This is a genomic window from Pseudomonas sp. BF-R-30, assembly GCF_019956175.1.
GTDB classification, from domain to species: domain Bacteria; phylum Pseudomonadota; class Gammaproteobacteria; order Pseudomonadales; family Pseudomonadaceae; genus Aquipseudomonas; species Aquipseudomonas jessenii.
Window position 1 is genome coordinate 26674 of the sequence record NZ_JAHBDE010000022.1, and the last position, 21834, is coordinate 48507.

Genomic DNA, 21834 nt, shown 5'->3' on the forward strand with positions numbered 1-21834 from the left:
AGGCGGTGTATCATTGCGCCCGTCAGCCCCGCCGGGGCTTGTGGAATACCTCCATGGACTTACCCAGTAGTTACTCAGTACCCCGTTTCACCAATCATGAATTGACTGATTGATCCTTCCGGCGTGCCCCGCTGCTGGGAGTGGAGTTCGCCTATGTCCGATGTTGAAGTAAAGAAAACGCAGGAAAGCTTGCAGGATCGCCTGGCTCAGGTGGTTGAGTTGCTGCAGCGCCAGCGAGTTGTAGAAGACCTGACTCACCGCCAGGAAGGCCCGCATCATGACCGGGTCGAGAACCTGGTCCACCGGCAGAACCTCGTCGAGTTGCAACGCAAACTCGATGACCTGCACTCCGCCGACGTCGCCTACATCCTTGAAGCCTTGCCGCTGGACGATCGTCTGACGCTCTGGCAACTGGTCAAGGCTGATCGCGACGGCGACATCCTTCTTGAAGTATCCGATTCGGTCCGTGAATCACTGATCGCCGACATGGACGATCACGAGCTCCTGGCAGCCGCCAAGGACATGGATGCCGACGAACTCGCTGACCTGGCCTCCGAGCTGCCGCGAGACGTCGTCCATGAGCTCATGGAGACCCTCGACCAGCAACAACGCGAGCGCGTGCGTTCGGCTCTGTCCTATGACGAGGAGCAGGTCGGTGCGCTGATGGACTTCGAGATGGTGACCATCCGTGAGGATGTCAGCCTTGAAGTGGTCTTGCGTTACCTGCGCCGTCTCAAGGAGTTGCCGGGCCACACCGACAAGCTGTTCGTGGTCGATTACGACGGCGTGCTCAAGGGCGTGTTGCCGATCAAGCGTTTGCTGGTCAACGATCCGGACAAACAGGTTTCCGAGGTGATGGCCAGCGATCCGGTGAGTTTCCACCCGGACGAAGACGCCTACGATGCCGCCCAGGCATTCGAGCGTTATGACTTGATCTCCGCACCCGTGGTCGACAAGAACGGCAAGCTGATCGGCCGTCTGACCATCGATGAAATGGTCGACCTGATCCGTGAAGAGAGCGAAAGCGAAGTTCTCAACATGGCGGGTCTGCGTGAAGAAGAAGACATTTTTGCGTCGGTCTGGAAATCCCTGCGTAACCGTTGGGCCTGGCTGGCGATCAACCTGATTACCGCGTTCGTGGCTTCTCGGGTCATCGGTTTGTTTGAAGGTTCGATCGAGAAGCTCGTGGCGCTTGCGGCGTTGATGCCGATCGTGGCGGGCATTGGTGGCAACTCGGGTAACCAGACCATCACCATGATTGTTCGGGCCATGGCGCTGGACCAGGTGAGCACCGGCAATACCTCGCGCCTGATGCGCAAGGAATTGGCGGTAGCGCTGATCAACGGCGTGATCTGGGGCGGGGTGATCGGTGTGGTTGCCTATCTGCTCTATGGCAGTTGGTCTTTGGGCGTGGTGATGACTGCCGCGATGACGCTTAACTTGCTACTGGCGGCGTTGATGGGGGTTTTGATCCCGATGACCCTGGCGAAGATGGGGCGCGACCCGGCGATGGGGGCCAGCGTGATGATCACGGCCATGACCGACAGCGGCGGCTTCTTCATCTTCCTGGGGCTGGCGACAATCTTCCTGCTCTGAAGCGCCGTTCATTAAAACCCCGCCTTTGGCGTAATGCTGTAGGAGCGAGCTTGCTCGCGATGGTCGTTAACGATACCGCGTGTTTACTGGCTAAACGCGGCGCTCTTGAGTCCATCGCGAGCAAGCTCGCTCCTACAGCGTTACGTCTTTGGCGGGTTTTTTTGTGCCCGGATTTCAGGCAAAAAAAAGCCAGCGATCAGGCTGGCTTGGGCTTACTGGCTGAATCAGGAAGCGTCGGCGGTCATTTCAGCGTCATGGGCGATCAGCGAAACCAGGGCGTTCTGCTGTCGATGGGAGAGCTGGCGGAAGCGCTGCAGCAACTCCCGTTCGTGCAAGGAAAGCTCCGGGCTGTCCAGGCGCATGCTCAACTCTTCTCCCAGTGCGCCTTCCTGAATAAGACTCTGTTCAAGGCGCGCAATGATTTCGGAGTTCATGCTGCGATGATGATTGCGAGCCACCTCGGCAATGCGTTCACGCATTCCGTCTGGCAGACGTACGACGAACTTGTCAGCCGTACGGCTGGAATAAATTGCCTGTTTCAATGGGCGCATATATTTAACCGGTTAGTTCAGGGGAGCGGTTTTCGGGATTGGCCGCAGGATGTCTGGTAGGACAAGCGCTCTGACCAAATGTTCAACCTGAATTCATAGAGGCGCGCATCATGCCTCAAAGCAGCCAGATCCTTGGCGCCAATTATGTGACAAATATTGAACTGGATAAAGGCGTTCTGCCAGCACCAATTATCAGAAATGCGGACTGGTTTGAAAAGTTCGACCAAGCCGTATCGCTTATCGCTTTCTCCACCCGACGAAAGGTTTCCGGCGGGCAGGAAAAAGTGAACTCGGACCCTGTTCCTTGTCTTTTATAGGATAGTGGCAAATTGCCGATTTACTAGGGGAAGTCGTATAGCGGGGGTGAATTCAGGATGGATGGCAGGCCCTTGCAGCGGGTCTACCATGCCAGGATCAACGCAGTACCGGATCAAACTTGATCTTGCGCCCGGCGATCAATGCGAGCACGAACAGCGTGCTGAATACGCCACAGGCGATCAGGGGGAGAGTGACGACCATGTCCTGGGTCAATGACAGATGAAAAATGCCGCTCAACAAGGCGAGGACGAAGAAACTCGCGGCTGATCTGGACATGCTGTGCTCCTGGTAAAGGTCATTCAAAATACCAAACGTTCGGCAGACGGAGCCGGCACCAGGAGGTTTTCCTGGTCGATCTCCTGACTGACAAGGCTGTGCCGGTCGCTTGTCACTGCCAGCTGCGGCGCCTTCTGCAACTGAAGGTAATACTGCATACGTTGGGCAACCTGCGTAGCGCTGCTCTCGGGAACAAAATGAGCGCCCGCTAAAACCACTAGTGCGATTGCAGATGAGAGTGAAAGGGCGCTCTTCATGGGACGGGCCTCGGTTGTTCTGTGAGAACAGCAGAAGCAGCTCGCATGCCAGAGTCTATCGACAATTAAATTCTTTAAAAACAATGAATTAAGTTATTTTTGGTAAAGCGCCATATTGCATTTTGCAATGATGGCTTTTTGCAGTGATGCAATTTGCATGGTAAACAAGTCCGCGCCCGGCCGAGGCGTCTGCCTACACTTAAAAAGCCTACGGACGACATGACAAAAGCCAGCCCGGCCGTTAACATGCACGCCGTCCATCGCACCGCGTATCGTCGCGGTCAACCTGTGTCTCAGTAGCTCAATTGGATAGAGCATCCCCCTCCTAAGGGGAAGGTTGGCAGTTCGAACCTGCCCTGGGACACCATATTTTCAGCTCCCCCCGCCTGCCTCAACGCTTCCTTTTCACGACTTGTAGATAAAGTTCTGCAAATTCAGGCGCCTTGGATTTATCGAAGCCTTCAACTCTACCTTCGCGCCTTTGCGCCTCCTCTCCCACGTAGTCTGAATCTCCCATCCCGTCTGGGAGTGCGCGGGGGAGTAGGTACAGGTTGGTGCGGCAGGATTTACCGGGAACGACATCAGTTTTGCGGGCACTCAGTCCCAGGCCACCGACAAGGACGGCGAAACGGTGACGACCTACCCCCTGAAAAAGTGTGGGGTAGACCGTCTTGCATCGACTTGAAATTCAATCCAGTTCTACCCAGGCGGACTCGGTTGGTGCTTCGTTGGTGAGCCCGTGTTTGAGCGCATACATCAACAAGTCGATGCGGTTGATGAGATCTAGCTTTTGATAGATGTTGCTGAGGTGGTTGTGCACGGTGTGCTCGCTGATCCCCAGGCGCCCGGCGATGCTCACATATTTGGCGGACGGTTCGCCCACGATGGCGCGAATCAGTTCTCTCTCGCGCAGCGTCAACCGCGCCTGTTTCGCCCGCTCCAGATTGCATTTCATGGGTGTATGTCTGGACGCGGCATAGCCGGAAAGGCCGCCAGCCCAGGCTCTATCCATTGCGATGTCGCTATGGTGGACCTTGAGGATGGCCTGGATGATCGATTCCGTCGGGTCTTCCGCCAGCACGATGCCGCGAGCGCCAGCCTCTATCGCCTGGGCAGCGGGGACGACTTCGTACAGGCCCTTGAGCAGCAGCACTTTCATTTCGGCGCTACGGGTGAGTCCCGCGACGACATCCAGAGGGTTCAGCGCATCCGGAAAGAAACTGAAAAAAATGACATCGGGCCGCAGCTGATCGGCAAGATCCAGCGCCTGGGTATAGGTGGTGGCCTGTCCTGTCACTTCCATCCGGGGCATTCTGGCATTGATCAAGTCGTGAAGGCCCTTGAGTATGAGGGGGCGACAATCGATCAACATCACACCAATTGGCTCTTTTTGGTCAGTCATGATCTTCCTGACCTCCTTGAAAAACCAATGATGGCCTCCACCCGCTGGCTTTCCCGGGTCAGCAACTTGCTCACCGGGGCGCAGCGATTGAAGGATGGATTCGAACGCCGGGAGGCCGTGATGATGCCCGCCCAGGCATTGGCAACCACCGACCCCGGGGCCATTTCCATCAACAGCACTGGCACGTGGGGCGAACTTTTCCATAAGGCAGGCAAAGCCCGGGAGAGAAGTTCAATACAAATAATTATCAGTGGTTTACGCATGATGATGTGCTCCCTCCCGCCTCTCAACTGATTCTAGGTCAGCCCGGAGCGCTGCCAACCTGTCCATCCGTCAGTCCTCGATACAAGCCCGGTGCGGACAGGCCTGAGCGATGTACTCAAGGAGGGGAGTAAGCCTCGAAAATCAAGGTATTAGGCTCGCCATGGGTGGCCAATTGCCAAGGTCTGATCCTGATTGCGTTCGTCAATTAATCGACGAGTGGTGTTCACTTAGGAGTGCTAATGTCAGCTTAGTCAATTTATCGGCGATGCCTGCTGGTCAGCCACCGGCATTTGCGGGTGTTCATGTATCGCTGGTGTTCATGCATCAGCACTTTTTTGTGCGCGAGGTCTCGTTTTCAGTAAGGCCTACACCTATTCAGAACGGGCGTTGGGGGAAGGTTCTCAAGGGAATGCCATGGCTGGCCGATAACACGGGCAGTCAGGGACTTGTTCGTCTCTTCCGGTCGACATGGGGCGCACTCTCTATGAGAAGGTGTTTGATGGCATAGTGCTACCCGTTATCATCTGCGCGCCAAAACAGGGGCTGCGAAGCTGAGTCCGTCCGTGTATTTGCCTTTGGGTTCTTCTTCTTAAATTGCCTGGAAATCTTCGATGCTGTCGTATCACCAAAAGCGTTTTCTGATCGTCGATGATTTCTCGGACTTCCGCAGTTCGGTCAGGTCGATGTTGCGGGAACTGGGCGTCAAGGAAGTGGACACTGCCGATACCGGTGAGCAGGCGCTGAAAATGTGCTCGCAGAAGGCCTACGACTTCATCCTGCAGGACTTTCACCTGGGTGACGGCAAGAAGAACGGCCAGCAGGTGCTCGAAGACCTGATGGAAGAAAAGCTGATCAGCCATGAAGCGGTGTTCGTCATGGTCACAGCCGAAACCAGCCAGGCCATGGTGCTCAGTGCGTTGGAGCATGAGCCCGATGCCTACCTGACCAAACCCTTCAACCGTTCCAGCCTGGCCCAGCGCCTGGAGCGCCTGGAGCAGCGCAAGACTCTGCTCAAGCCGATCCTGCAGGCCCTCGACCGGGGCAAGCCGATGGAGGTGCTCAACGCCTGTATCGTCCTGTGCAAACAAGATATTCGTTACTCGCCGTTGTGCCTGCGCTATCGCGCCGATGCCCTGCGCGACCTGAATCAGAACGAAGCGCTGGAGCGCCTCTACGACGGCATCATCGCCGACCGCCCGTTGCCCTGGGCGTTTGCCGGGTTGGGCAAGTTGCTGTTCAAGCGCGGTCAGGTCGGGCAGGCCAAGGGCATTTATGAGAAAGCCCTGAAAGTCTTCCCGATGATGCCGTCGCTGTATGACGGCATGGCGGATGTATTGGTCGCCGAAGGGGATACCAAGGGGGCGCAGCGCATTCTGGAGGAGGCGATTCGCCTGTCGCCGCTGGCGGTGCGTCGCCAGGCGTTGCTCGGTAAGCTGGCGATGACCAACGAGGACTTCGACACGGCGGCCAAGGCCTATCGCCAGGCCGTGAGCCAGGGCGCCCAGTCGCGGTTCAAGGATGCCGAGAGCAACCTCGGCCTGGCCCATGCATTGATCAGCAAGGGCAGCGAACGGGGCCTGGACACGCGGACCCGCCTGGAAATCAACACAACATTGAGTGCCGTGGCCAAGGAAAACCCTTCCGATCCGGGCCTGCAAATCCGCGCGCGCCTGATGAAGGCCACCAGTCTGTTGCTCAACGACGCCGAGACGGCCGACAAGCTTACCGAGCAAGCCTTGCTGCGTCTGGACGACATGGAGCAATTCATGAGCGCCGAAGCGGCGTTGCTGGTGGCCAAGCAACTGAAACTGCTCGGGCAGACAGAGGCCGGTACCGCGATGCTGAAAAACTGCGTGGAAATCTACGGCGACGATCCGGTGGTCATGAAGGACATCGCCAAGCAGACCGACGACCCGAGCATCCTCAATTCCGGCAACGCCGCCGCGGAACTCAACCGTCAGGGCGTGCGCGTGTACAAGACCGGCAACCTGGTGGAGGCCCGGCAGGTATTCCGCAGGGCCCTGGCGATGCAACCGAAGAACATCAGTATCGCCCTGAACATGGCACAGTCGTTGTTGCACGGCACCGATACCAGCGTTCCCTCGGCGGAGCTGGAGGAGTGCCAGGTCTGCCTGAAAATGGTCGGCCTGATGCCCGACACCGACGCGCGCTATCCGCGCTACCAGAAGCTGAAAAGCAAGGCGTTTGGTCAATGAACGACAACGAACCGGCACTGGATTTCTCCACGGTGATCGCCTCGACCGTGCACGATATGAAGAACTCGCTGGCCATGCTGATGCAGGCCCACAGCCAGTGGCTAGGGCGATTGCCGGAGTCGGCGCGGCAGGCGCCGGAGCAGGGTGTGATCGACTTCGAATTCGCCCACCTCAACGGCATGCTGGTGCAGTTGCTGGGGTTGTACAAACTCGGCGTCAACCAGATGCCGCTGCAACCGGCCTACCATGAGCTGGACGATTTCATCGAAGCGCAACTGGCTTGTCATCAGGAGGTGTTCGCCAGCCGCGGGATCATGGCCACCTATGAAGTGGACCCGCTGAGCCCGCTGGGTTTCTTCGACCGTGAGTTGATCGCGTCGGTATTGGCCAACTGCATCAACAACGCCATTCGCTTTGCACGGCATGCCGTTTTGATCAGCGTCAGCGACGAAGCCGGGCAACTGGTGTTGACCATCAATGACGATGGCGAGGGGTATCCGGCGCAGATGATCGAGCGTCAGGCCGATTACGTGCAGGGTATCAATCAAAGCACCGGCAGCACCGGGCTGGGCCTGTACTTTGCCGGGCGAATTGCCGCGCTGCATCAACGCAACGGTGTGGGTGGACGTACCGAAATCAGCAATGGCGGGCCGTTGGGCGGTGGGGTGTTCCGCCTTTACCTGCCCTGACAGACAGCATTTTTTTCGACGCTGCTTGAAATTCCGAACACGTGGAGCCTATTTTGTACGGTCGCCGTTCGCGGCCCGCACAATAACAAGGATAGTGTCATGACCACCGTTGGCCTGAGTTCACTCGCGCAGCGATTGACGGGCATTGATGAAGTTGAATGTGTCACGCCGGATTTGAATGGCGTACCACGGGGCAAAGTGATGACCTCCGAGGGGTTTCTCGACGGTCGACGTTTGCAGATGGCGCGGGGCGTGCTGCTGCAATGCATCATGGGCGGATATCCGCCGGCGCGGTTTTACGGCAGCGACGATGGCGACCTGGCACTGATCCCGGACCCTGCACAAATCCATCGCTTGCCCTGGAGCCATCCACCGCGGGCCTTGGCCATTTGCGATGCGGATGAACTGGGCACCACCACCAGCTCCAACCTGTCGACCCGTGGTCAGCTCAAGGCGGTGATTGCCCGTTACGCGGCCCGCGGCCTGGCGCCAGTGGTGGCGACCGAGCTCGAGTTTTTTGTCTTCGCCCCCAACACTGATCCGACCCTGGCTTTTCAACCGCCACTGGGGCTGGACGGTCGTCGCGAGGATGGTCAGTCGGCGTTCAGCGTCAGTTCCAACAACGGCTTGCGGCCGTTCTTCAATGAAGTCTACGAGTGCATGGCTGCGTTGGGGTTGCCTCGCGATACGTTCATGCACGAAATGGGTGTCAGCCAGTTCGAGATCAATCTGCTGCACGGTGATCCGCTGCTGCTGGCCGACCAGACATTCCTGTTCAAGCACCTGCTCAAGGAAGTGGCCCTCAAGCACGGCCTGAGCGTGGTGTGCATGGCCAAGCCGTTGGCGCATACGCCGGGTAGTTCGATGCATATCCATCAGAGCGTGGTCGAGATCGATTCCGGACGTAACGTGTTCAGCGACGAGGCGGGGCAGGAGACGGCCACCTTCCGCCACTTCATTGCCGGTCAGCAGACGTGCATGGCCGATTTCACTGCGTTGTTTGCGCCGAACGTGAACTCCTATCAGCGCTTGTGCCACCCTTACGCCTCACCGAATAATGCCTGTTGGTCCTACGACAACCGGGCGGCCGGCCTGCGCATTCCGGCCAGTTTGCCGGTGGCCCGTCGGGTCGAGAACCGCTTGCCGGGGGCCGATGCCAACCCGTATCTGGCGATTGCCGCAAGCCTGGCGGCGGGGTTGCATGGCATCGAGAAGACATTGGAGCCGAGTGCGCCGATCCAGGGTGAGTTCGAGGTGCCGGACAATCTTTCGTTGCCGTGTACCTTGCATGCGGCACTTGAGCGTCTGAAACGTAGCCAGTTGGCCAAGGAACTGTTCGGCGCGGAATTCATCGAAGGCTACATCGCTTCGAAGACCCTGGAACTGACCAGTTTCCATGATGAAATTACTCCCTGGGAAAGGCGTGTTTTAGCAGCCCAGGCCTGACGTTCCGTCGACATCCGGCTATCGTTTAGCGATAGCCGATTCTCACTGCAAGGAGCCGCTCGGAACGCCGATGCGCCAAATCTGGAAATCCTTTCGAGCATTGTATTTCGCCTCGCTGATGATGTTGATCGGCTCGGGTCTGTTGAGTACTTACCTGGCGTTGCGCCTGGCTGCCGACCATGTCGACAGTCTGTGGGTCGGTGCGCTGATGGCTGCCAACTATTTCGGCCTGGTGCTGGGGGGCAAGATCGGTCACCGGTTGATTGCCCGGGTCGGGCATATCCGGGCCTATTCGGCGTGTGCCGGGATCGTTGGCGCGGCGGTGCTCGGCCATGGGCTGGTGGACTGGTTGCCGGCCTGGCTGTTTTTGCGGGTGATCGTCGGCCTCGGCATGATGTGCCAGTACATGGTGATCGAGAGCTGGCTCAATGAACAGGCCGATGCCAATCAGCGCGGCATGGTCTTCAGCGGCTACATGATCGCTTCGTACCTGGGATTGGTGCTGGGGCAGTTGATTCTGGTCATGCACCCAGGGCTGGGGCTTGAATTGCTGATGTTGGTCGCCCTGTGCTTCGCGCTGTGCCTGGTACCCGTGGCCCTGACCCGGCGCATTCACCCGGCACCCTTGCACCCGGCACCGATGGAGCCACGGTTCTTTATCAAGCGCGTGCCGCAGTCACTGAGCACGGTGCTCGGAGCGGGCCTGATCGTCGGTTCGTTCTACGGTCTGGCGCCGCTGTATGCCTCGCAGCAAGGGTTGTCCACCGAACAGGTCGGTCTGTTCATGGGTAGCTGCATTTTTGCCGGGCTGCTGGTGCAGTGGCCGTTGGGCTGGTTGTCCGACCGCTACGATCGGGCCGTTCTGATCCGCAGTTTCGCGTTCAGCCTGGCACTGGCTGCACTGCCGCTGGCGATCATGCCGCAGGTGCCGCTGGAGGTATTGTTCATCGCCGGGTTCCTCTGTTCGCTGGTGCAGTTCTGTCTGTATCCGTTGGCGGTGGCGTTCTCCAATGACCACGTCGAAGGTGATCGCCGGGTGTCCCTGACGGCGATGTTGCTGGTCACCTATGGCGTGGGTGCGAGTATCGGGCCGCTGGTGGCAGGTGTGCTGATGAAGCTGTTCGGCAGCCAGATGCTCTATGCGTTCTTCAGTTTCTTTGCGTTGGTGCTGGTATGGCGGATTCGCCCGAAAGCAGTGACCAACCTGCATCAGGTCGACGACGCACCGCTGCATCACGTGGCCATGCCGGACAATATGACGAGTTCGCCACTGGTGGCCTGCCTCGACCCGCGTGTTGACGAGCAGGTGGTGCAGGATCAGATGCACAGTCCGGTGAGTACCGGGCCAGAGCCTGAATCAGAACCTGTCACCGAAACTGAAACCGATCAGCCGCCGCAAGACCCTGATACAGGGCGGGATCCTAACTTCAGCGAGGCCAGGCCTTAAAACCGGGGCACAAAAAAACGGGCAGTCACCGCAAGGGACTGCCCGTTTTTTGTTGGCGCGCTATCAGATGTCGTCTTTGTCGAAGCGACGCGCTTCGCGTTGCAACTGGTAGACGAAGCGTTCGACCTGACGCTGCACCAGCCCGCTCATGTTGTGGAAGCGAACGCCGGCGAAGGTGGTGGAAATCCTTTCTTCGAAGTGCAGATAACGCAACTCGACCGGCGCGGTCATCTTGCCGAAGGGAAGGTCGGCGTTGAAACGGTCGTAAACCTGACCCAGTTGCAGGCTGCCGGTGATGTCGCCGTCGAAGCGCAGTTTGCACCCGGTGGCGGAAATATCCAGCAGCTTGCCGCTGATGGGCGCCTTGAGTTTTTCGCCGTCGAGGTTGACGCTGACCAGTTGTGCCAGCTTCAGCGCGGCGCGGAAGGCATTGCGGCGCTGGTGGTACACCACTTCATCGGGCAGGGGGCCGCGATAGCAGCGGCTGCCACCGGATTCGTCGATGTTCAACTGGCCGTTGCTTTCCCAGGCAATGCGTACGCCTTCGTGGAAGCCTTCGACCCTGAATGGTTCGCCCGCCAGCAGGTAACGCTCGCCGTCACGGGGAATCATTTCGTCCAGGGAAATCATGTTGCTGTCACGGTCCAGGTCCACCAGGTAGCTCTGGAAGCGCTGGCTGCGCTCGTGGAACGTGATGATCAGCGGGTCATGGCTTTCGAGCAGCTGGCGCAGGTTGCTGGAGATTTCCAAGGGCGTGGAGAGCACCTTGGGTGGCTGCGGAGCATCATCCACGGATAAGGCATTGGACACGGTTAATCAATCTCCAGACAAAATTTGACTACGACTGGCTAGCAGTTTGCCAGTATGTTGCGCGTCTTGATAGAGCGGGGGCATTGACCGGCTCATGCCTGGCTGAGCGGGCGCGGCTTGGCAAGCTTGGAGAATGTTCCGCTGGCATCGTAAAGCGCCGGGGTTTCACCGCCGTTGAGGATTTTCAGCTGGGTGGCTGTAGCGGCCTGCTGAGTGAGGATCGACTGGCCGTTGTTGGCATTGATGGCCTGGCACTGGGTCAGCAGATCGGTCAGCACGTCACTTTGCGCCAGCAACTGGTCACCAAGGCTCGACTGGCTGGCCAATTGCTCCAGGCCGGTACGGTTGGTCGGCAGGTTGAGGCTGGCGAGGATTTCACTGCGCTTGCGGCCATGCTGTTCGAGCAAAACGACCAATGCCTGTTTCTGCGCCAGGATGTTCTCGAGCAATGGCATGTCGCGGCCATGCAATGCGAGGGATTCGGTCTGCAGTAACTCCAGCAGGTGTTGCGCTGGGGCAAAGTCGTCGGTGATCAGTTGCAGTAAATGAGTGTCGTGCATGGCTGGCCTTGGGTTTTAAGCGTCCAAAAGCCTGGCGCCGGCGGTGGCCTAGCGCTGGGCTTCGAAGTTGAGCAGTTTGCTGGCTACACGGTTGCTGTCGACTTTATAGCTGCCATCGGCAATCGCTGCTTTCAATTCGGCCACGCGGGCTTTGTCGACGGCAGGCTGATCGCGCAGCTGTTCAGTGACCTTCTGCAACTGTTGAGCCTCATCGCTGAGATGTACCGATTCCCCGCTTTTGACGGTACCGGCCTGTTCGGCCGCGGACTCCAGCGGCGCGGATTTGCCGGCCTCGGCGCTTTCCTTGCTGGCGCTGGTACGTGTACTGCCCGTCAGGGACGAGGAGCTGTTCAAACGGCTGAAATCGATGACCATGATAAAAAACCTCTGGGAATTTGGACGCTTGCCATGGTTTCGGCCATTCCCTGGAAAACTTTAGGCTCATTTATCAATGAACCTTGCGCGCGTCAGCGCATGCCCTGCATGGAGCACAGTCTAGGGAACAGCCGCGGCAAGCGCCACATTCTGATGAACAGAGCGAATTACATGGACACTTCCACCTGCCCCGGCGCCATGACCTGCGCCTTGATGACTCGTTGGGAGTTGAGGTTTTTCACCCGGATCTGCTCGCTCAGACTGCCGTTTGACAGGGCTTCGCCCGGCATGCGCACGCTGAGGGTACCGCTGCGGGCGGTTATCACCACCTGATCACCCTTGCGGATGACTTCGGCCTGTTCGATATGCACCAGGGTAATCACCTGGTCGGCGACCATTGGTCGGGTCAGTCGCTGCCCGATCGCCTGATCGAGGGCGGTCAGGTAGCCCTGGCCGATGAGGCTGATATCGCGCTCGCGCAGGACCACATCCCCAGGCTCGACAATGGCGGCACGGCGCATTGGCCGGGCGCTGGTCACGACATCGCGAAACAGGCGGACTTGAGCGGGTACGAACACCGTCCAGGGGGAAGCGCCCTCGCAGCGAACCTTGACCGTAACCCGTCCCAGCGGCTTGGGACTCTCGAGTGTTGCTGTCAATTCCCTGTCGCACATGGGCATGTGCATGCGCGGATCGAGCTGGTTGACCTGGATCTCGTAGCGACCCTCCGTTTGACTGGTCGCCAGATAGTCTTCTACGGTGAATTCAAGAAAGCCCTGAGTGACGCCGATAAGCATGTCAGGCAAGGTAACCGCGTCAGCAAGGGCAGGGCTGCCAGCGTTGAACAGGCAAACAGCCGCCAGCACGCCGAGCAATTTGCGGTACGGTGTGGTCAGGCGTCGAAAAAATGTCGGTTTTGTGTTCATAACGATTAAAAAAGCAAGCGCCGTGCCGTTTAGTGATGAAGGCGCGTCGCAACAACACTTGGCGTTGGCGTAGGAGTCTGGCATGGCTGGTGTAATGGATTCGGTAAACCAGCGCACGCAACTGGTGGGGCAGAATCGCCTTGAACTGTTGTTGTTCCGTCTCGACGGCCAGCAACTGTACGGGATCAACGTGTTCAAGGTTCGGGAGGTGCTGCAATGCCCCAAACTGACGCTGATGCCCAAATCCAGTCCTGTCGTGTGCGGCGTGGCGAACATCCGGGGGGCGACCATTCCGATCCTTGATCTGGCGATGGCGACCGGTTCCGGCGCGTTGAAAGACAAGAACAACCCCTTCGTGATCATCACGGAGTACAACACCAAGACCCAGGGTTTCCTGGTCCGCTCGGTGGAACGCATCGTCAACATGAACTGGGAGGAGATCCATCCGCCGCCCAAGGGCACCGGGCGCGATCACTACCTGACGGCAGTGACGCGGGTCGACAATCAGTTGGTCGAAATCATCGACGTCGAGAAGGTGCTGGCGGAAGTGGCACCGACACCGGAGGCGATTTCCGTCGGCGTGGTGGATGTCGAAACGCAGCACAAGGCGCTTTCGTTGCGCGTGCTGACGGTCGACGACTCGTCGGTGGCGCGCAAGCAGGTCACGCGTTGCCTGCAAACGGTCGGCGTCGAAGTGGTGGCGTTGAACGACGGTCGGCAAGCGCTGGACTACCTGCGCAAACTGGTCGACGAGGGCAAGAAGCCGGAAGAAGAGTTCCTGATGATGATCTCCGACATCGAGATGCCGGAGATGGACGGGTACACACTGACGGCGGAGATCCGCAACGACCCGCGCATGCAAAAGCTTCATATCATCCTGCATACTTCGTTGTCGGGGGTATTCAATCAGGCGATGGTCAAGAAGGTCGGTGCCGATGACTTCCTGGCCAAATTCCGTCCTGATGACCTGGCATCCCGGGTAGTCGACCGGATCAAGGCAGCAGATATCAGCTAGGGGCCTGCGCCCCTGGCAGTCAACACGATTTAAGAGGCGGCATCATTGTCTACGGGTAATTTGGATTTCGAACAGTTCCGGGTGTTCCTGGAAAAAGCCTGTGGCATTTTGCTCGGTGAAAACAAGCAGTACCTGGTCTCCAGCCGTCTCAACAAACTGATGGAACAGCAAGGCATCAAGTCTTTGGGGGAACTGGTTCAGCGCATGCAGACCCAGCCGCGCAGCGGTTTGCGCGAGCAGGTGGTGGATGCCATGACCACCAACGAAACCCTGTGGTTTCGTGACACCTACCCGTTTGAAGTCTTGAAGAACAAGGTACTGCCCGAAGCGATCAAGGCCAGTCCCGGTCAGCGCCTGCGCATCTGGTCGGCAGCATGCTCGTCGGGCCAGGAGCCGTATTCGTTGTCGATGTCCATCGACGAGTTCGAGCGGGTCAACATGGGCCAGTTGAGGATGGGCGTACAGATTGTTGCCACCGACCTGTCCGGTACCATGCTGAACAACTGCAAGACCGGCGAGTACGACAGCCTGGCCATCGGCCGCGGCCTGTCGCCTGAGCGTCTGCAGCGTTATTTCGACCCGAAAGGGCCGGGGCGCTGGGCGATCAAGGCGCCGATCAAGAGCCGGGTGGAATTCCGTTCCTTCAACCTGCTGGACAGCTACGCGAGCCTCGGCAAGTTCGACATCGTGTTTTGCCGCAATGTGTTGATCTACTTCTCCGCTGAGGTGAAGAAGGACATCCTGTTGCGTATCCACAGTACGTTGAAGCCGGGCGGTTACCTGTTTCTCGGTGCTTCCGAAGCGTTGAACGGTTTGCCGGATCATTACCAGATGGTCCAGTGCAGCCCGGGGATCATTTACCAGGCGAAGTGAATTTGCCGGCGTCATCGAAAACGGGAGTCCTCATGGGCTCCCTTTTTTATGCCTGCCGCTATCCCGCTAACACCGCATACACCTGCAGGAGCGAGCCTGCTCGCGATGGTGTGTCAGCGCATGCGGGGGTTGATCGATACCCCATCGCGAGCAGGCTCGCTCCTACAGGGGTGGCGGTGTTCTTTGGATCAAAGAAAGCGGCAGAAAAGCGGCATCCGGCGGAAAACCGTTGCCGCTTTTCTGGCATTGCCGTGTTGCCATGGCCTGCAAGGCCCCGGTTTCCGGGGGTTTTTGAATTGGCATGGGGCTTGCTAAGTTGATCCTACGAAAAATCAGGTCACCCGAAGGTTTCCCGACATGAGCATCAGCTTCGATAAAGCGCTCGGTATCCACGAACAAGCCCTGGGCTTCCGAGCCCAGCGTGCCGAAGTCCTGGCCAACAACATCGCCAACGCCGATACCCCGAACTACAAGGCTCGGGACCTGGACTTCTCGAAAGTGCTCGCCGAGCAGAACGAGAAAACCAAAAGCGGCACTTTCGCCTTGAACATGACCAACAGCCGTCATATCGAGGCTGAAGGCCTGGGCAATGGCGACGAGTCGTTGCTGTATCGCACGCCGATGCAACCGTCGATTGACCAGAACACCGTGGACGCCCAGCTGGAGCAGTCGAACTACGCGGAAAACGCGATCGGCTTCCAGGCCAGCTTCACCCTGCTCAACAGCAAATTCAAAGGGCTGGTGTCAGCCCTGCGCGGAGAGTAAGCCATGTCTCTATCCAGTGTTTTCAACATTGCCGGTAGCGGCATGAGTGCGCAGACCACGCGTTTGAACACCGTCGCTTCGAACATCGCCAACGCCGAAACGGTCTCGTCGAGCATCGACCAGACCTACCGTGCGCGTCACCCGGTATTTGCCACCATGTTCCAGGGCGGGCAGAGCGGCGGCAGCGATTCGCTGTTCCAGAGCCAGGACGCCGCCGGTCAGGGTGTTCAGGTGCTGGGTGTAGTCGAAGACCAGAGCAATCTTGACGCGCGCTACGAGCCGAACCATCCGGCGGCCGATGCCAAGGGTTACGTCTACTACCCGAACGTCAACGTGGTGGAGGAAATGGCCGACATGATTTCCGCAAGCCGTTCTTTCCAGACCAACGCCGAAATGATGAACACCGCCAAAACCATGATGCAGAAGGTCCTGACCCTCGGTCAGTGATAAGGGGCGACTCAGATGAGTGTTACCGATTCCACCAGTGGTTTGAGCCTCAACGATATCCTGGCCAACTCTTCGATCAAGACCACCACGACTGATGGCCTGGCATCGGCCACCAACAGCGCCACGGGCAACAAAGCCCTGGGCAAGGATGCATTCCTGCAGTTGCTGGTGACCCAGCTGAAAAACCAGAACCCGCTGGAGCCGCAGGACAACGGCGCTTTCGTGGCCCAGTTGGCGCAGTTCAGCAGCCTGGAAGGCATTACCACGCTCAACGACACCGTGAGCGGCCTGGCCAGCAACTACAACTCGTCCCAGGCATTGCAGGCTTCGTCGTTGGTGGGGCGTTCGGTCATTGCACCCGGTGACAAGGCTGTGGTCGACACGTCGAAGAGCCTCAGCGGTACGGTGGTGGTGCCATCGTCGGTGGCCGCCGCCACCCTGAAGATCACTGATGCGGACGGCAAGACCGTACGCACCATCGACCTCGGCGCTCAGAAAGCAGGCAACGCCAGCTTCATCTGGGACGGCAAGAATGACGCGGGCGAAACGGTAGCAGCAGGTACTTACACCTTCGGCGCTACCAGCACGATCGATGGGCAGTCCGTGGCGCTGATCACCAACCTGCCAGCGACCGTCAACAGCGTGACCATCAGCCAGACTGGCGGTGAGTTGATGCTCAATCTGGCCGGGCTGGGCACCATCGCTCTGTCCAAAGTACAAACCATTGGTATGTAAAGCCGACTAACCCGGCACAAAGGAGTGGATTATGTCTTTTAATATCGGCCTTAGCGGTCTCTTTGCATCCAACAAACAATTGGACGTGACCGGCAACAACATCGCCAACGTCGCGACCACCGGTTTCAAATCGTCCCGCGCAGAATTCGAAGACGTGTACTCGGCGACCCGCCTGGGCACCGGCAGCAAGACCGTCGGCAACGGCGTGCGCCTGGCCAACGTTTCCCAGCAGTTCGGCCAGGGTGACGTGAGCAACACTGGCAACGTGCTCGACATGGGTATCCAGGGCAATGGCTTCTTCGTCCTGAGCAACAACGGTTCGCTGACCTACACCCGTGCCGGTACGTTCAAGACCGACAAGGACGGCTATGTCACCAACAGCGACGGTACTGCCCGCCTGCAAGGTTACGGTGTGGATTCCAACGGCAAGATCGTCAATGGCGTGCTGACCGACCTGCGGATCGACACCTCCAACCTGGCGCCGAAATCCACCAGCACTGTTTCGTCGACGATCAACCTGAACTCTACGGCAGCGGAGATTGACCAGTCGGTCGCCACCAACAAATTCGATCCGTCCAAACAGGAAACTTTCACCAAGCAGTTCAGTACCCCGATTTTCGACACTCAGGGTAACCAGCACACCATGGATCAATACATGGTCAAGACTGGGGCGAACACCTGGGATACCTATACCCTGATCGACGGTCGCAACCCGGACGGTTCCTCGCCTACCGGTACGGGTGCAGTTGATCCAATTGCTTCGACAATGACATTTGATACATCCGGCAAACTGGTTTCGGTCAGCACTCCAGTGACGCCGCCGACGACCCCGCCAACATCGACCATCAGCAATGAACTGAAAATCAGCAACTGGACTCCGGGTACCGTCACCAATGGTGTCTGGGCAGCCAACGGCGCGGCAGCCGATCCGGCGGGCGTGACCATCGCCATGGGCAGTACCACCCAGTTCAACGCCGACACCGCGCGTTCGATTCCATCGCAGAATGGCTATGCCACTGGCCAGATCACCAACCTGACCATCGACGGCAGCGGCGTACTTCTGGCCAACTTCAGCAACAACCAGACCAAGCCCATCGGCCAGATTTCGTTGGCCAGTTTTACCAACGAACAAGGTCTGCAGCCGGTAGGTGGCACCAGCTGGAAAGAAACCTACACCTCGGGTATTCCGGGCTACGATGCGCCGGAGACTGGCACCCTGGGTTCGATCGTTTCCAACTCCCTGGAGGAGTCCAACGTCAACCTGACCAATGAACTGGTCGACCTGATCAAGGCGCAGAGCAACTACCAGGCGAACGCCAAGACCATCTCCACCCAGAGCACCATCATGCAGACCACCATTCAGATGACTTGATGCGGGTTGGCTGAACATGCTGCACAAGGAGCCCTTCGCAAGAGGGGCTTTTTTGTGCTCGCCGAAAGCCTGTAGGAGCGAGCTTGCTCGCGATGGATTCAAGAACACCAGGTTTCGCCAGTAAGCACGCGTTATCGTTTACGACCATCGCGAGCAGGCTCGCTCCTACAGGCAGGCAAAAGAAAACCCCCGACCCGCCAGAGGCTGATCGGGGGTTTCGAGCAAGCACCTTTGGGTGCTTGCTGGCTCAGCTTATTGGCAAGCTTCGCAATCCGGCTCGTCGATGGCGCAAGCCTTTGGCACTGGAGCGGGACCTGCTGGCGCCGCCAGGACCGAGTCGTCACCGTGGTTGCCGCCGCTGGAAACTGCGTTCAGCTTGCCGGTGTTGATGGTCGACTTCTCGGTGCTGGTCGCAGCCAGGGCACGGAGGTAGTAAGTGGTTTTCAGGCCACGGTACCAGGCCATGCGGTAGGTCACGTCCAGTTTCTTGCCCGAAGCGCCAGCGATGTACAGGTTCAGCGACTGAGCCTGGTCGATCCACTTCTGACGACGGCTGGCGGCGTCAACGATCCACTTGGTGTCCACTTCGAAAGCAGTCGCGTAGAGCTCTTTGAGTTCTTGCGGGATGCGCTCGATCTGCTGCACCGAACCGTCGTAGTACTTCAGGTCGTTGATCATGACCGAGTCCCACAGACCGCGAGCCTTCAGGTCGCGAACCAGGTACGGGTTGATCACGGTGAATTCGCCCGACAGGTTCGATTTCACATACAGGTTCTGGTAGGTCGGCTCGATCGACTGCGATACGCCAGTAATGTTGGCGATGGTTGCGGTCGGTGCGATGGCCATGATGTTGGAGTTACGGATACCTTTCTGCACACGGGCGCGAACCGGTGCCCAGTCCAGGGATTCCTTCAGGTCGACATCGATGTACTTCTGGCCACGGGCTTCGATCAGGATTTGTTGCGAATCCAGTGGCAGGATGCCTTTGGACCACAGCGAACCCTGGAAGGTCTCGTAGGCGCCACGCTCATCAGCCAGGTCGCAGGAAGCCTGGATCGCGTAGTAGCTGACCGCTTCCATCGACTTGTCGGCGAACTCGACGGCAGCGTCGGAACCGTAAGGAATGTGCTGCAGGTACAGCGCATCCTGGAAGCCCATGATGCCCAGGCCGACCGGACGGTGTTTGAAGTTGGAGTTCTTCGCTTGCGGCACCGAGTAGTAGTTGATGTCGATAACGTTATCGAGCATGCGCACGGCAGTGTTCACGGTGCGTTCCAGCTTGGCGGTGTCCAGCTTGCCGTCGACGATGTGGTTCGGCAGGTTGATCGAGCCCAGGTTGCAAACGGCGATCTCGTCCTTGTTGGTGTTCAAGGTGATCTCGGTGCACAGGTTCGAGCTGTGGACCACGCCCACGTGCTGCTGCGGGCTGCGCAGGTTGCACGGGTCCTTGAAGGTCAGCCATGGGTGGCCGGTTTCGAACAGCATGGACAGCATCTTGCGCCACAGGTCTTTGGCCTGGATGGTCTTGAACAGCTTGACCTTGCCCGGGTACTCGGTCAGGGCTTCGTAGTACTCATAACGCTCTTCGAAGGCCTTGCCGGTCAGGTCGTGCAGATCCGGCACTTCGGATGGCGAGAACAGGGTCCACTTGCCGTCATCGAAGACACGCTTCATGAACAGGTCAGGGATCCAGTTGGCGGTGTTCATGTCGTGGGTACGACGGCGATCATCACCGGTGTTCTTACGCAGTTCGATGAACTCTTCGATGTCCATGTGCCAGGTTTCCAGGTAGGCACATACAGCGCCTTTGCGCTTGCCACCCTGGTTAACGGCGACGGCGGTGTCGTTCACTACTTTGAGGAACGGTACAACGCCCTGGGACTTGCCGTTGGTGCCCTTGATGTACGAACCCAGTGCACGGACTGGCGTCCAGTCGTTGCCCAGGCCGCCGGCGAATTTGGACAGCATGGCGTTGTCGTGGATCGCGTGGTAGATGCCCGACAGGTCATCCGGCACGGTGGTCAGGTAGCAGCTCGACAGCTGTGGACGCAGGGTGCCGGCGTTGAACAGGGTAGGGGTCGACGACATGTAGTCGAAGGACGACAACAGGTTGTAGAACTCGATGGCACGGGCTTCGCGGTCTTTCTCTTCGATCGCCAGGCCCATGGCCACGCGCATGAAGAACACCTGCGGCAGTTCGAAACGGATACCGTCCTTGTGAATGAAGTAACGGTCGTACAGGGTTTGCAGGCCCAGGTAGGTGAACTGCTGGTCGCGCTCGTGGTTGATCGCCTTGCCGAGTTTTTCCAGGTCGAAATTGGCCAGCTCAGGGTTCAGCAGCTCGTATTCGATACCCTTGGCGATGTAGGCCGGCAGCGCCTTGGCGTACAGGTCGACCATCTCGTGGTGAGTGGCGCTCTCGGCTACACCGAGGAAGCCCAGGCCTTCGGCACGCAGGGTGTCCATCAGCAGGCGCGCGGTCACGAACGAGTAGTTCGGCTCGCGTTCAACCAGGGTGCGGGCAGTCATTACCAGGGCGGTGTTGACGTCGGTCAGGGCCACGCCGTCGTACAGGTTCTTCAGGGTTTCGCGCTGGATCAGGTCGCCGTCGACTTCTTCCAGGCCTTCGCACGCTTCGGTGACGATGGTGTTCAGGCGACCCATGTCCAGTGGCGCCAGGCTGCCGTCGGCGCGGGTGATGCGGATCGACGGGTGAGCGTTGACCGCTTCCTCGGCCGGGGCGTGGGCAGCGCGTTCTTTCGAACGACCGTCACGGTAGATTACGTAGTCGCGGGCGACTTTCTGCTCGCCGGCACGCATCAGGGCCAGTTCGACCTGGTCCTGGATTTCTTCGATGTGGATGGTGCCGCCCGATGGCATGCGACGCTTGAAGGTCGCGGTGACCTGTTCGGTCAGGCGGGCAACGGTGTCGTGGATTCGCGACGAGGCAGCGGCGGTGCCGCCTTCAACTGCGAGAAACGCTTTGGTGATGGCGACGGTGATTTTGTCATCGGTGTAGGGAACGACAGTGCCGTTACGCTTGATCACACGCAGTTGGCCTGGCGCGGTGGCGGACAGATCCGAATTCGAATCAGCGGCCTGCGGCAAGGTGCCCTGCGGGTTCTCGCGAGTTGTGTCGGTTTGCATGGGGGGTGTCTCCACATTCTCTATGTTTGTTTGGGCACCATCACGGTGCCCACCGTTCCGTCCTGAAGCACTACAACCGGCGAGCGCCGGGCATAACAACTTCGGGACAGTAGGAAGGGGGCTATAGGGCGCCGCTTCCATGCCGAAGTCTTTGGTCTCACGCCTTGGGCCTGAGACCGGAGTCCTTTGCAGGTGACAGTTGGGACTGCAACACCCGTACCGTTTTCACCACTCGGGGCCGAAATACAGTAGCCATCCGCACGCGCGGTTTGGTCTTTCAAAAATACGTATGGTTCAACCGGACAGAGGCAATAAAAGCGCTTGAAATTGGTGTCTGGTTTGTGTTT

At 58.6% G+C, this 21834-nt stretch carries 22 protein-coding genes and 1 tRNA gene; 13 read left to right on the plus strand and 10 right to left on the minus strand.

The window, feature by feature from the left end; translation table 11 throughout:
* Window positions 1-153: 153 nt before the first annotated feature.
* The gene (gene mgtE, locus KGB20_RS12770) at window positions 154-1596 is read left to right on the plus strand and encodes a magnesium transporter (protein ID WP_103397747.1); all 1443 of its coding nucleotides are present in this window, start codon (window positions 154-156) and stop codon (window positions 1594-1596) included.
* 224 nt (window positions 1597-1820) lie between these two features.
* Here the strand turns inward: mgtE and KGB20_RS12775 are convergent, their stop codons facing one another.
* A complete protein-coding gene (locus KGB20_RS12775) occupies window positions 1821-2147 on the minus strand; it encodes an Arc family DNA-binding protein (RefSeq protein ID WP_008066583.1) in 327 nt (108 codons plus the stop codon).
* Window positions 2148-2257: 110 nt separating this feature from the next.
* Here KGB20_RS12775 and KGB20_RS12780 point away from each other — a divergent pair, with 110 nt between their 5' ends.
* Window positions 2258-2464, plus strand: a complete 207-nt coding sequence (locus tag KGB20_RS12780) for a hypothetical protein (protein WP_150812133.1) — start codon at window positions 2258-2260, stop codon at window positions 2462-2464.
* A 97-nt stretch (window positions 2465-2561) separates the two neighbouring features.
* Here KGB20_RS12780 and KGB20_RS12785 read toward each other — a convergent pair whose 3' ends face one another.
* Window positions 2562-2741: a PA3371 family protein gene (locus KGB20_RS12785; RefSeq protein ID WP_223532377.1), complete on the minus strand. Its 180-nt coding sequence runs from the start codon at window positions 2739-2741 to the stop codon at window positions 2562-2564.
* Between the two features lie 23 nt (window positions 2742-2764).
* Window positions 2765-2998 carry a hypothetical protein gene (locus tag KGB20_RS12790; protein ID WP_223532379.1) on the minus strand — a complete coding sequence of 78 codons (234 nt, stop codon included), beginning with the start codon at window positions 2996-2998 and terminating at the stop codon, window positions 2765-2767.
* Window positions 2999-3288: 290 nt separating this feature from the next.
* On the opposite strand from KGB20_RS12790, the gene KGB20_RS12795 reads away from it, so the two are divergent.
* Window positions 3289-3365, plus strand: a tRNA-Arg gene (locus KGB20_RS12795).
* Window positions 3366-3686: 321 nt separating this feature from the next.
* Here KGB20_RS12795 and KGB20_RS12800 read toward each other — a convergent pair.
* Together KGB20_RS12800 and KGB20_RS12805 are read right to left on the minus strand one after the other, a co-directional pair.
* On the minus strand, window positions 3687-4400 hold the full coding sequence (locus KGB20_RS12800) for a response regulator transcription factor (RefSeq protein ID WP_223532381.1): 714 nt from the start codon (window positions 4398-4400) through the stop codon (window positions 3687-3689).
* Window positions 4397-4663: a hypothetical protein gene (locus KGB20_RS12805; protein ID WP_223532383.1), complete on the minus strand. Its 267-nt coding sequence runs from the start codon at window positions 4661-4663 to the stop codon at window positions 4397-4399. The genes KGB20_RS12800 and KGB20_RS12805 overlap by 4 nt, the downstream gene beginning before the upstream one ends.
* Before the next feature lie 612 nt (window positions 4664-5275).
* Here KGB20_RS12805 and KGB20_RS12810 point away from each other — a divergent pair.
* The 4 genes from KGB20_RS12810 to KGB20_RS12825 all read left to right on the plus strand — a co-directional run bounded on the left by KGB20_RS12810 (window position 5276) and on the right by KGB20_RS12825 (window position 10462).
* Window positions 5276-6880 (plus strand): tetratricopeptide repeat-containing response regulator, encoded by a 1605-nt coding sequence (locus KGB20_RS12810; RefSeq protein WP_223532385.1) that lies wholly within the window; start codon window positions 5276-5278, stop codon window positions 6878-6880.
* Complete coding sequence (locus KGB20_RS12815) at window positions 6877-7569, plus strand: sensor histidine kinase (RefSeq protein WP_150812138.1); 693 nt, start codon at window positions 6877-6879, stop codon at window positions 7567-7569. The genes KGB20_RS12810 and KGB20_RS12815 overlap by 4 nt, the downstream gene beginning before the upstream one ends.
* A gap of 201 nt (window positions 7570-7770) precedes the next feature.
* Complete coding sequence (locus tag KGB20_RS12820) at window positions 7771-9015, plus strand: glutamine synthetase family protein (protein WP_167362901.1); 1245 nt, start codon at window positions 7771-7773, stop codon at window positions 9013-9015.
* 70 nt (window positions 9016-9085) lie between these two features.
* Window positions 9086-10462 (plus strand): MFS transporter, encoded by a 1377-nt coding sequence (locus KGB20_RS12825; RefSeq protein ID WP_102669972.1) that lies wholly within the window; start codon window positions 9086-9088, stop codon window positions 10460-10462.
* Between the two features lie 63 nt (window positions 10463-10525).
* Here the strand turns inward: KGB20_RS12825 and KGB20_RS12830 are convergent, their stop codons facing one another.
* From KGB20_RS12830 to flgA, 4 genes are all read right to left on the minus strand, one after another.
* The gene (locus tag KGB20_RS12830) at window positions 10526-11272 is read right to left on the minus strand and encodes a flagellar brake protein (RefSeq protein WP_223532387.1); all 747 of its coding nucleotides are present in this window, start codon (window positions 11270-11272) and stop codon (window positions 10526-10528) included.
* Window positions 11273-11364: 92 nt separating this feature from the next.
* Window positions 11365-11832 carry a flagella synthesis protein FlgN gene (locus KGB20_RS12835; RefSeq protein WP_223502717.1) on the minus strand — a complete coding sequence of 156 codons (468 nt, stop codon included), beginning with the start codon at window positions 11830-11832 and terminating at the stop codon, window positions 11365-11367.
* Between the two features lie 48 nt (window positions 11833-11880).
* Entirely contained in the window at window positions 11881-12207 is a 327-nt protein-coding gene (gene flgM, locus KGB20_RS12840) for a flagellar biosynthesis anti-sigma factor FlgM (protein WP_057713629.1), read from the minus strand.
* A gap of 167 nt (window positions 12208-12374) precedes the next feature.
* Window positions 12375-13133, minus strand: a complete 759-nt coding sequence (gene flgA, locus KGB20_RS12845) for a flagellar basal body P-ring formation chaperone FlgA (protein WP_223532389.1) — start codon at window positions 13131-13133, stop codon at window positions 12375-12377.
* Window positions 13134-13215: 82 nt separating this feature from the next.
* Between flgA and KGB20_RS12850 the strand changes: the two genes are divergently transcribed.
* The 6 genes from KGB20_RS12850 (at window position 13216) to flgE (ending at window position 18340) form a co-directional block, all read left to right on the plus strand.
* A complete protein-coding gene (locus tag KGB20_RS12850; protein ID WP_007980130.1) occupies window positions 13216-14148 on the plus strand; it encodes a chemotaxis protein CheV in 933 nt (310 codons plus the stop codon).
* A gap of 45 nt (window positions 14149-14193) precedes the next feature.
* The gene (gene cheR, locus KGB20_RS12855) at window positions 14194-15021 is read left to right on the plus strand and encodes a protein-glutamate O-methyltransferase CheR (protein ID WP_007980127.1); all 828 of its coding nucleotides are present in this window, start codon (window positions 14194-14196) and stop codon (window positions 15019-15021) included.
* Between the two features lie 357 nt (window positions 15022-15378).
* On the plus strand, window positions 15379-15786 hold the full coding sequence (gene flgB, locus KGB20_RS12860; RefSeq protein ID WP_008051530.1) for a flagellar basal body rod protein FlgB: 408 nt from the start codon (window positions 15379-15381) through the stop codon (window positions 15784-15786).
* Window positions 15787-15789: 3 nt separating this feature from the next.
* Window positions 15790-16233 carry a flagellar basal body rod protein FlgC gene (gene flgC, locus KGB20_RS12865; protein WP_057713632.1) on the plus strand — a complete coding sequence of 148 codons (444 nt, stop codon included), beginning with the start codon at window positions 15790-15792 and terminating at the stop codon, window positions 16231-16233.
* Between the two features lie 15 nt (window positions 16234-16248).
* Window positions 16249-16968 carry a flagellar hook assembly protein FlgD gene (gene flgD, locus KGB20_RS12870; protein ID WP_223532391.1) on the plus strand — a complete coding sequence of 240 codons (720 nt, stop codon included), beginning with the start codon at window positions 16249-16251 and terminating at the stop codon, window positions 16966-16968.
* 31 nt (window positions 16969-16999) lie between these two features.
* Window positions 17000-18340: a flagellar hook protein FlgE gene (gene flgE, locus KGB20_RS12875; protein WP_154909349.1), complete on the plus strand. Its 1341-nt coding sequence runs from the start codon at window positions 17000-17002 to the stop codon at window positions 18338-18340.
* A gap of 252 nt (window positions 18341-18592) precedes the next feature.
* Here the strand turns inward: flgE and KGB20_RS12880 are convergent, their stop codons facing one another.
* Window positions 18593-21487 carry a ribonucleoside-diphosphate reductase subunit alpha gene (locus KGB20_RS12880; protein ID WP_057713635.1) on the minus strand — a complete coding sequence of 965 codons (2895 nt, stop codon included), beginning with the start codon at window positions 21485-21487 and terminating at the stop codon, window positions 18593-18595.
* Window positions 21488-21834 lie beyond the last annotated feature (347 nt).

Coding starts and splice junctions, on each gene's coding strand:
- flgC (WP_057713632.1), top strand. CDS start 15,790: ATGTCTCTATCCAGTGTTTTCAACATTGCCGGTAGCGGCATGAGTGCG.
- flgB (WP_008051530.1), top strand. CDS start 15,379: ATGAGCATCAGCTTCGATAAAGCGCTCGGTATCCACGAACAAGCCCTG.
- flgA (WP_223532389.1), bottom strand. CDS start 13,133: ATGAACACAAAACCGACATTTTTTCGACGCCTGACCACACCGTACCGC.
- KGB20_RS12800 (WP_223532381.1), bottom strand. CDS start 4,400: ATGACTGACCAAAAAGAGCCAATTGGTGTGATGTTGATCGATTGTCGC.
- mgtE (WP_103397747.1), top strand. CDS start 154: ATGTCCGATGTTGAAGTAAAGAAAACGCAGGAAAGCTTGCAGGATCGC.
- KGB20_RS12825 (WP_102669972.1), top strand. CDS start 9,086: ATGCGCCAAATCTGGAAATCCTTTCGAGCATTGTATTTCGCCTCGCTG.
- flgD (WP_223532391.1), top strand. CDS start 16,249: ATGAGTGTTACCGATTCCACCAGTGGTTTGAGCCTCAACGATATCCTG.
- KGB20_RS12785 (WP_223532377.1), bottom strand. CDS start 2,741: ATGTCCAGATCAGCCGCGAGTTTCTTCGTCCTCGCCTTGTTGAGCGGC.
- KGB20_RS12805 (WP_223532383.1), bottom strand. CDS start 4,663: ATGCGTAAACCACTGATAATTATTTGTATTGAACTTCTCTCCCGGGCT.
- flgM (WP_057713629.1), bottom strand. CDS start 12,207: ATGGTCATCGATTTCAGCCGTTTGAACAGCTCCTCGTCCCTGACGGGC.
- KGB20_RS12835 (WP_223502717.1), bottom strand. CDS start 11,832: ATGCACGACACTCATTTACTGCAACTGATCACCGACGACTTTGCCCCA.
- KGB20_RS12820 (WP_167362901.1), top strand. CDS start 7,771: ATGACCTCCGAGGGGTTTCTCGACGGTCGACGTTTGCAGATGGCGCGG.
- flgE (WP_154909349.1), top strand. CDS start 17,000: ATGTCTTTTAATATCGGCCTTAGCGGTCTCTTTGCATCCAACAAACAA.
- KGB20_RS12850 (WP_007980130.1), top strand. CDS start 13,216: ATGGCTGGTGTAATGGATTCGGTAAACCAGCGCACGCAACTGGTGGGG.
- KGB20_RS12810 (WP_223532385.1), top strand. CDS start 5,276: ATGCTGTCGTATCACCAAAAGCGTTTTCTGATCGTCGATGATTTCTCG.
- KGB20_RS12880 (WP_057713635.1), bottom strand. CDS start 21,487: ATGCAAACCGACACAACTCGCGAGAACCCGCAGGGCACCTTGCCGCAG.
- KGB20_RS12790 (WP_223532379.1), bottom strand. CDS start 2,998: ATGAAGAGCGCCCTTTCACTCTCATCTGCAATCGCACTAGTGGTTTTA.
- KGB20_RS12815 (WP_150812138.1), top strand. CDS start 6,877: ATGAACGACAACGAACCGGCACTGGATTTCTCCACGGTGATCGCCTCG.
- KGB20_RS12780 (WP_150812133.1), top strand. CDS start 2,258: ATGCCTCAAAGCAGCCAGATCCTTGGCGCCAATTATGTGACAAATATT.
- KGB20_RS12775 (WP_008066583.1), bottom strand. CDS start 2,147: ATGCGCCCATTGAAACAGGCAATTTATTCCAGCCGTACGGCTGACAAG.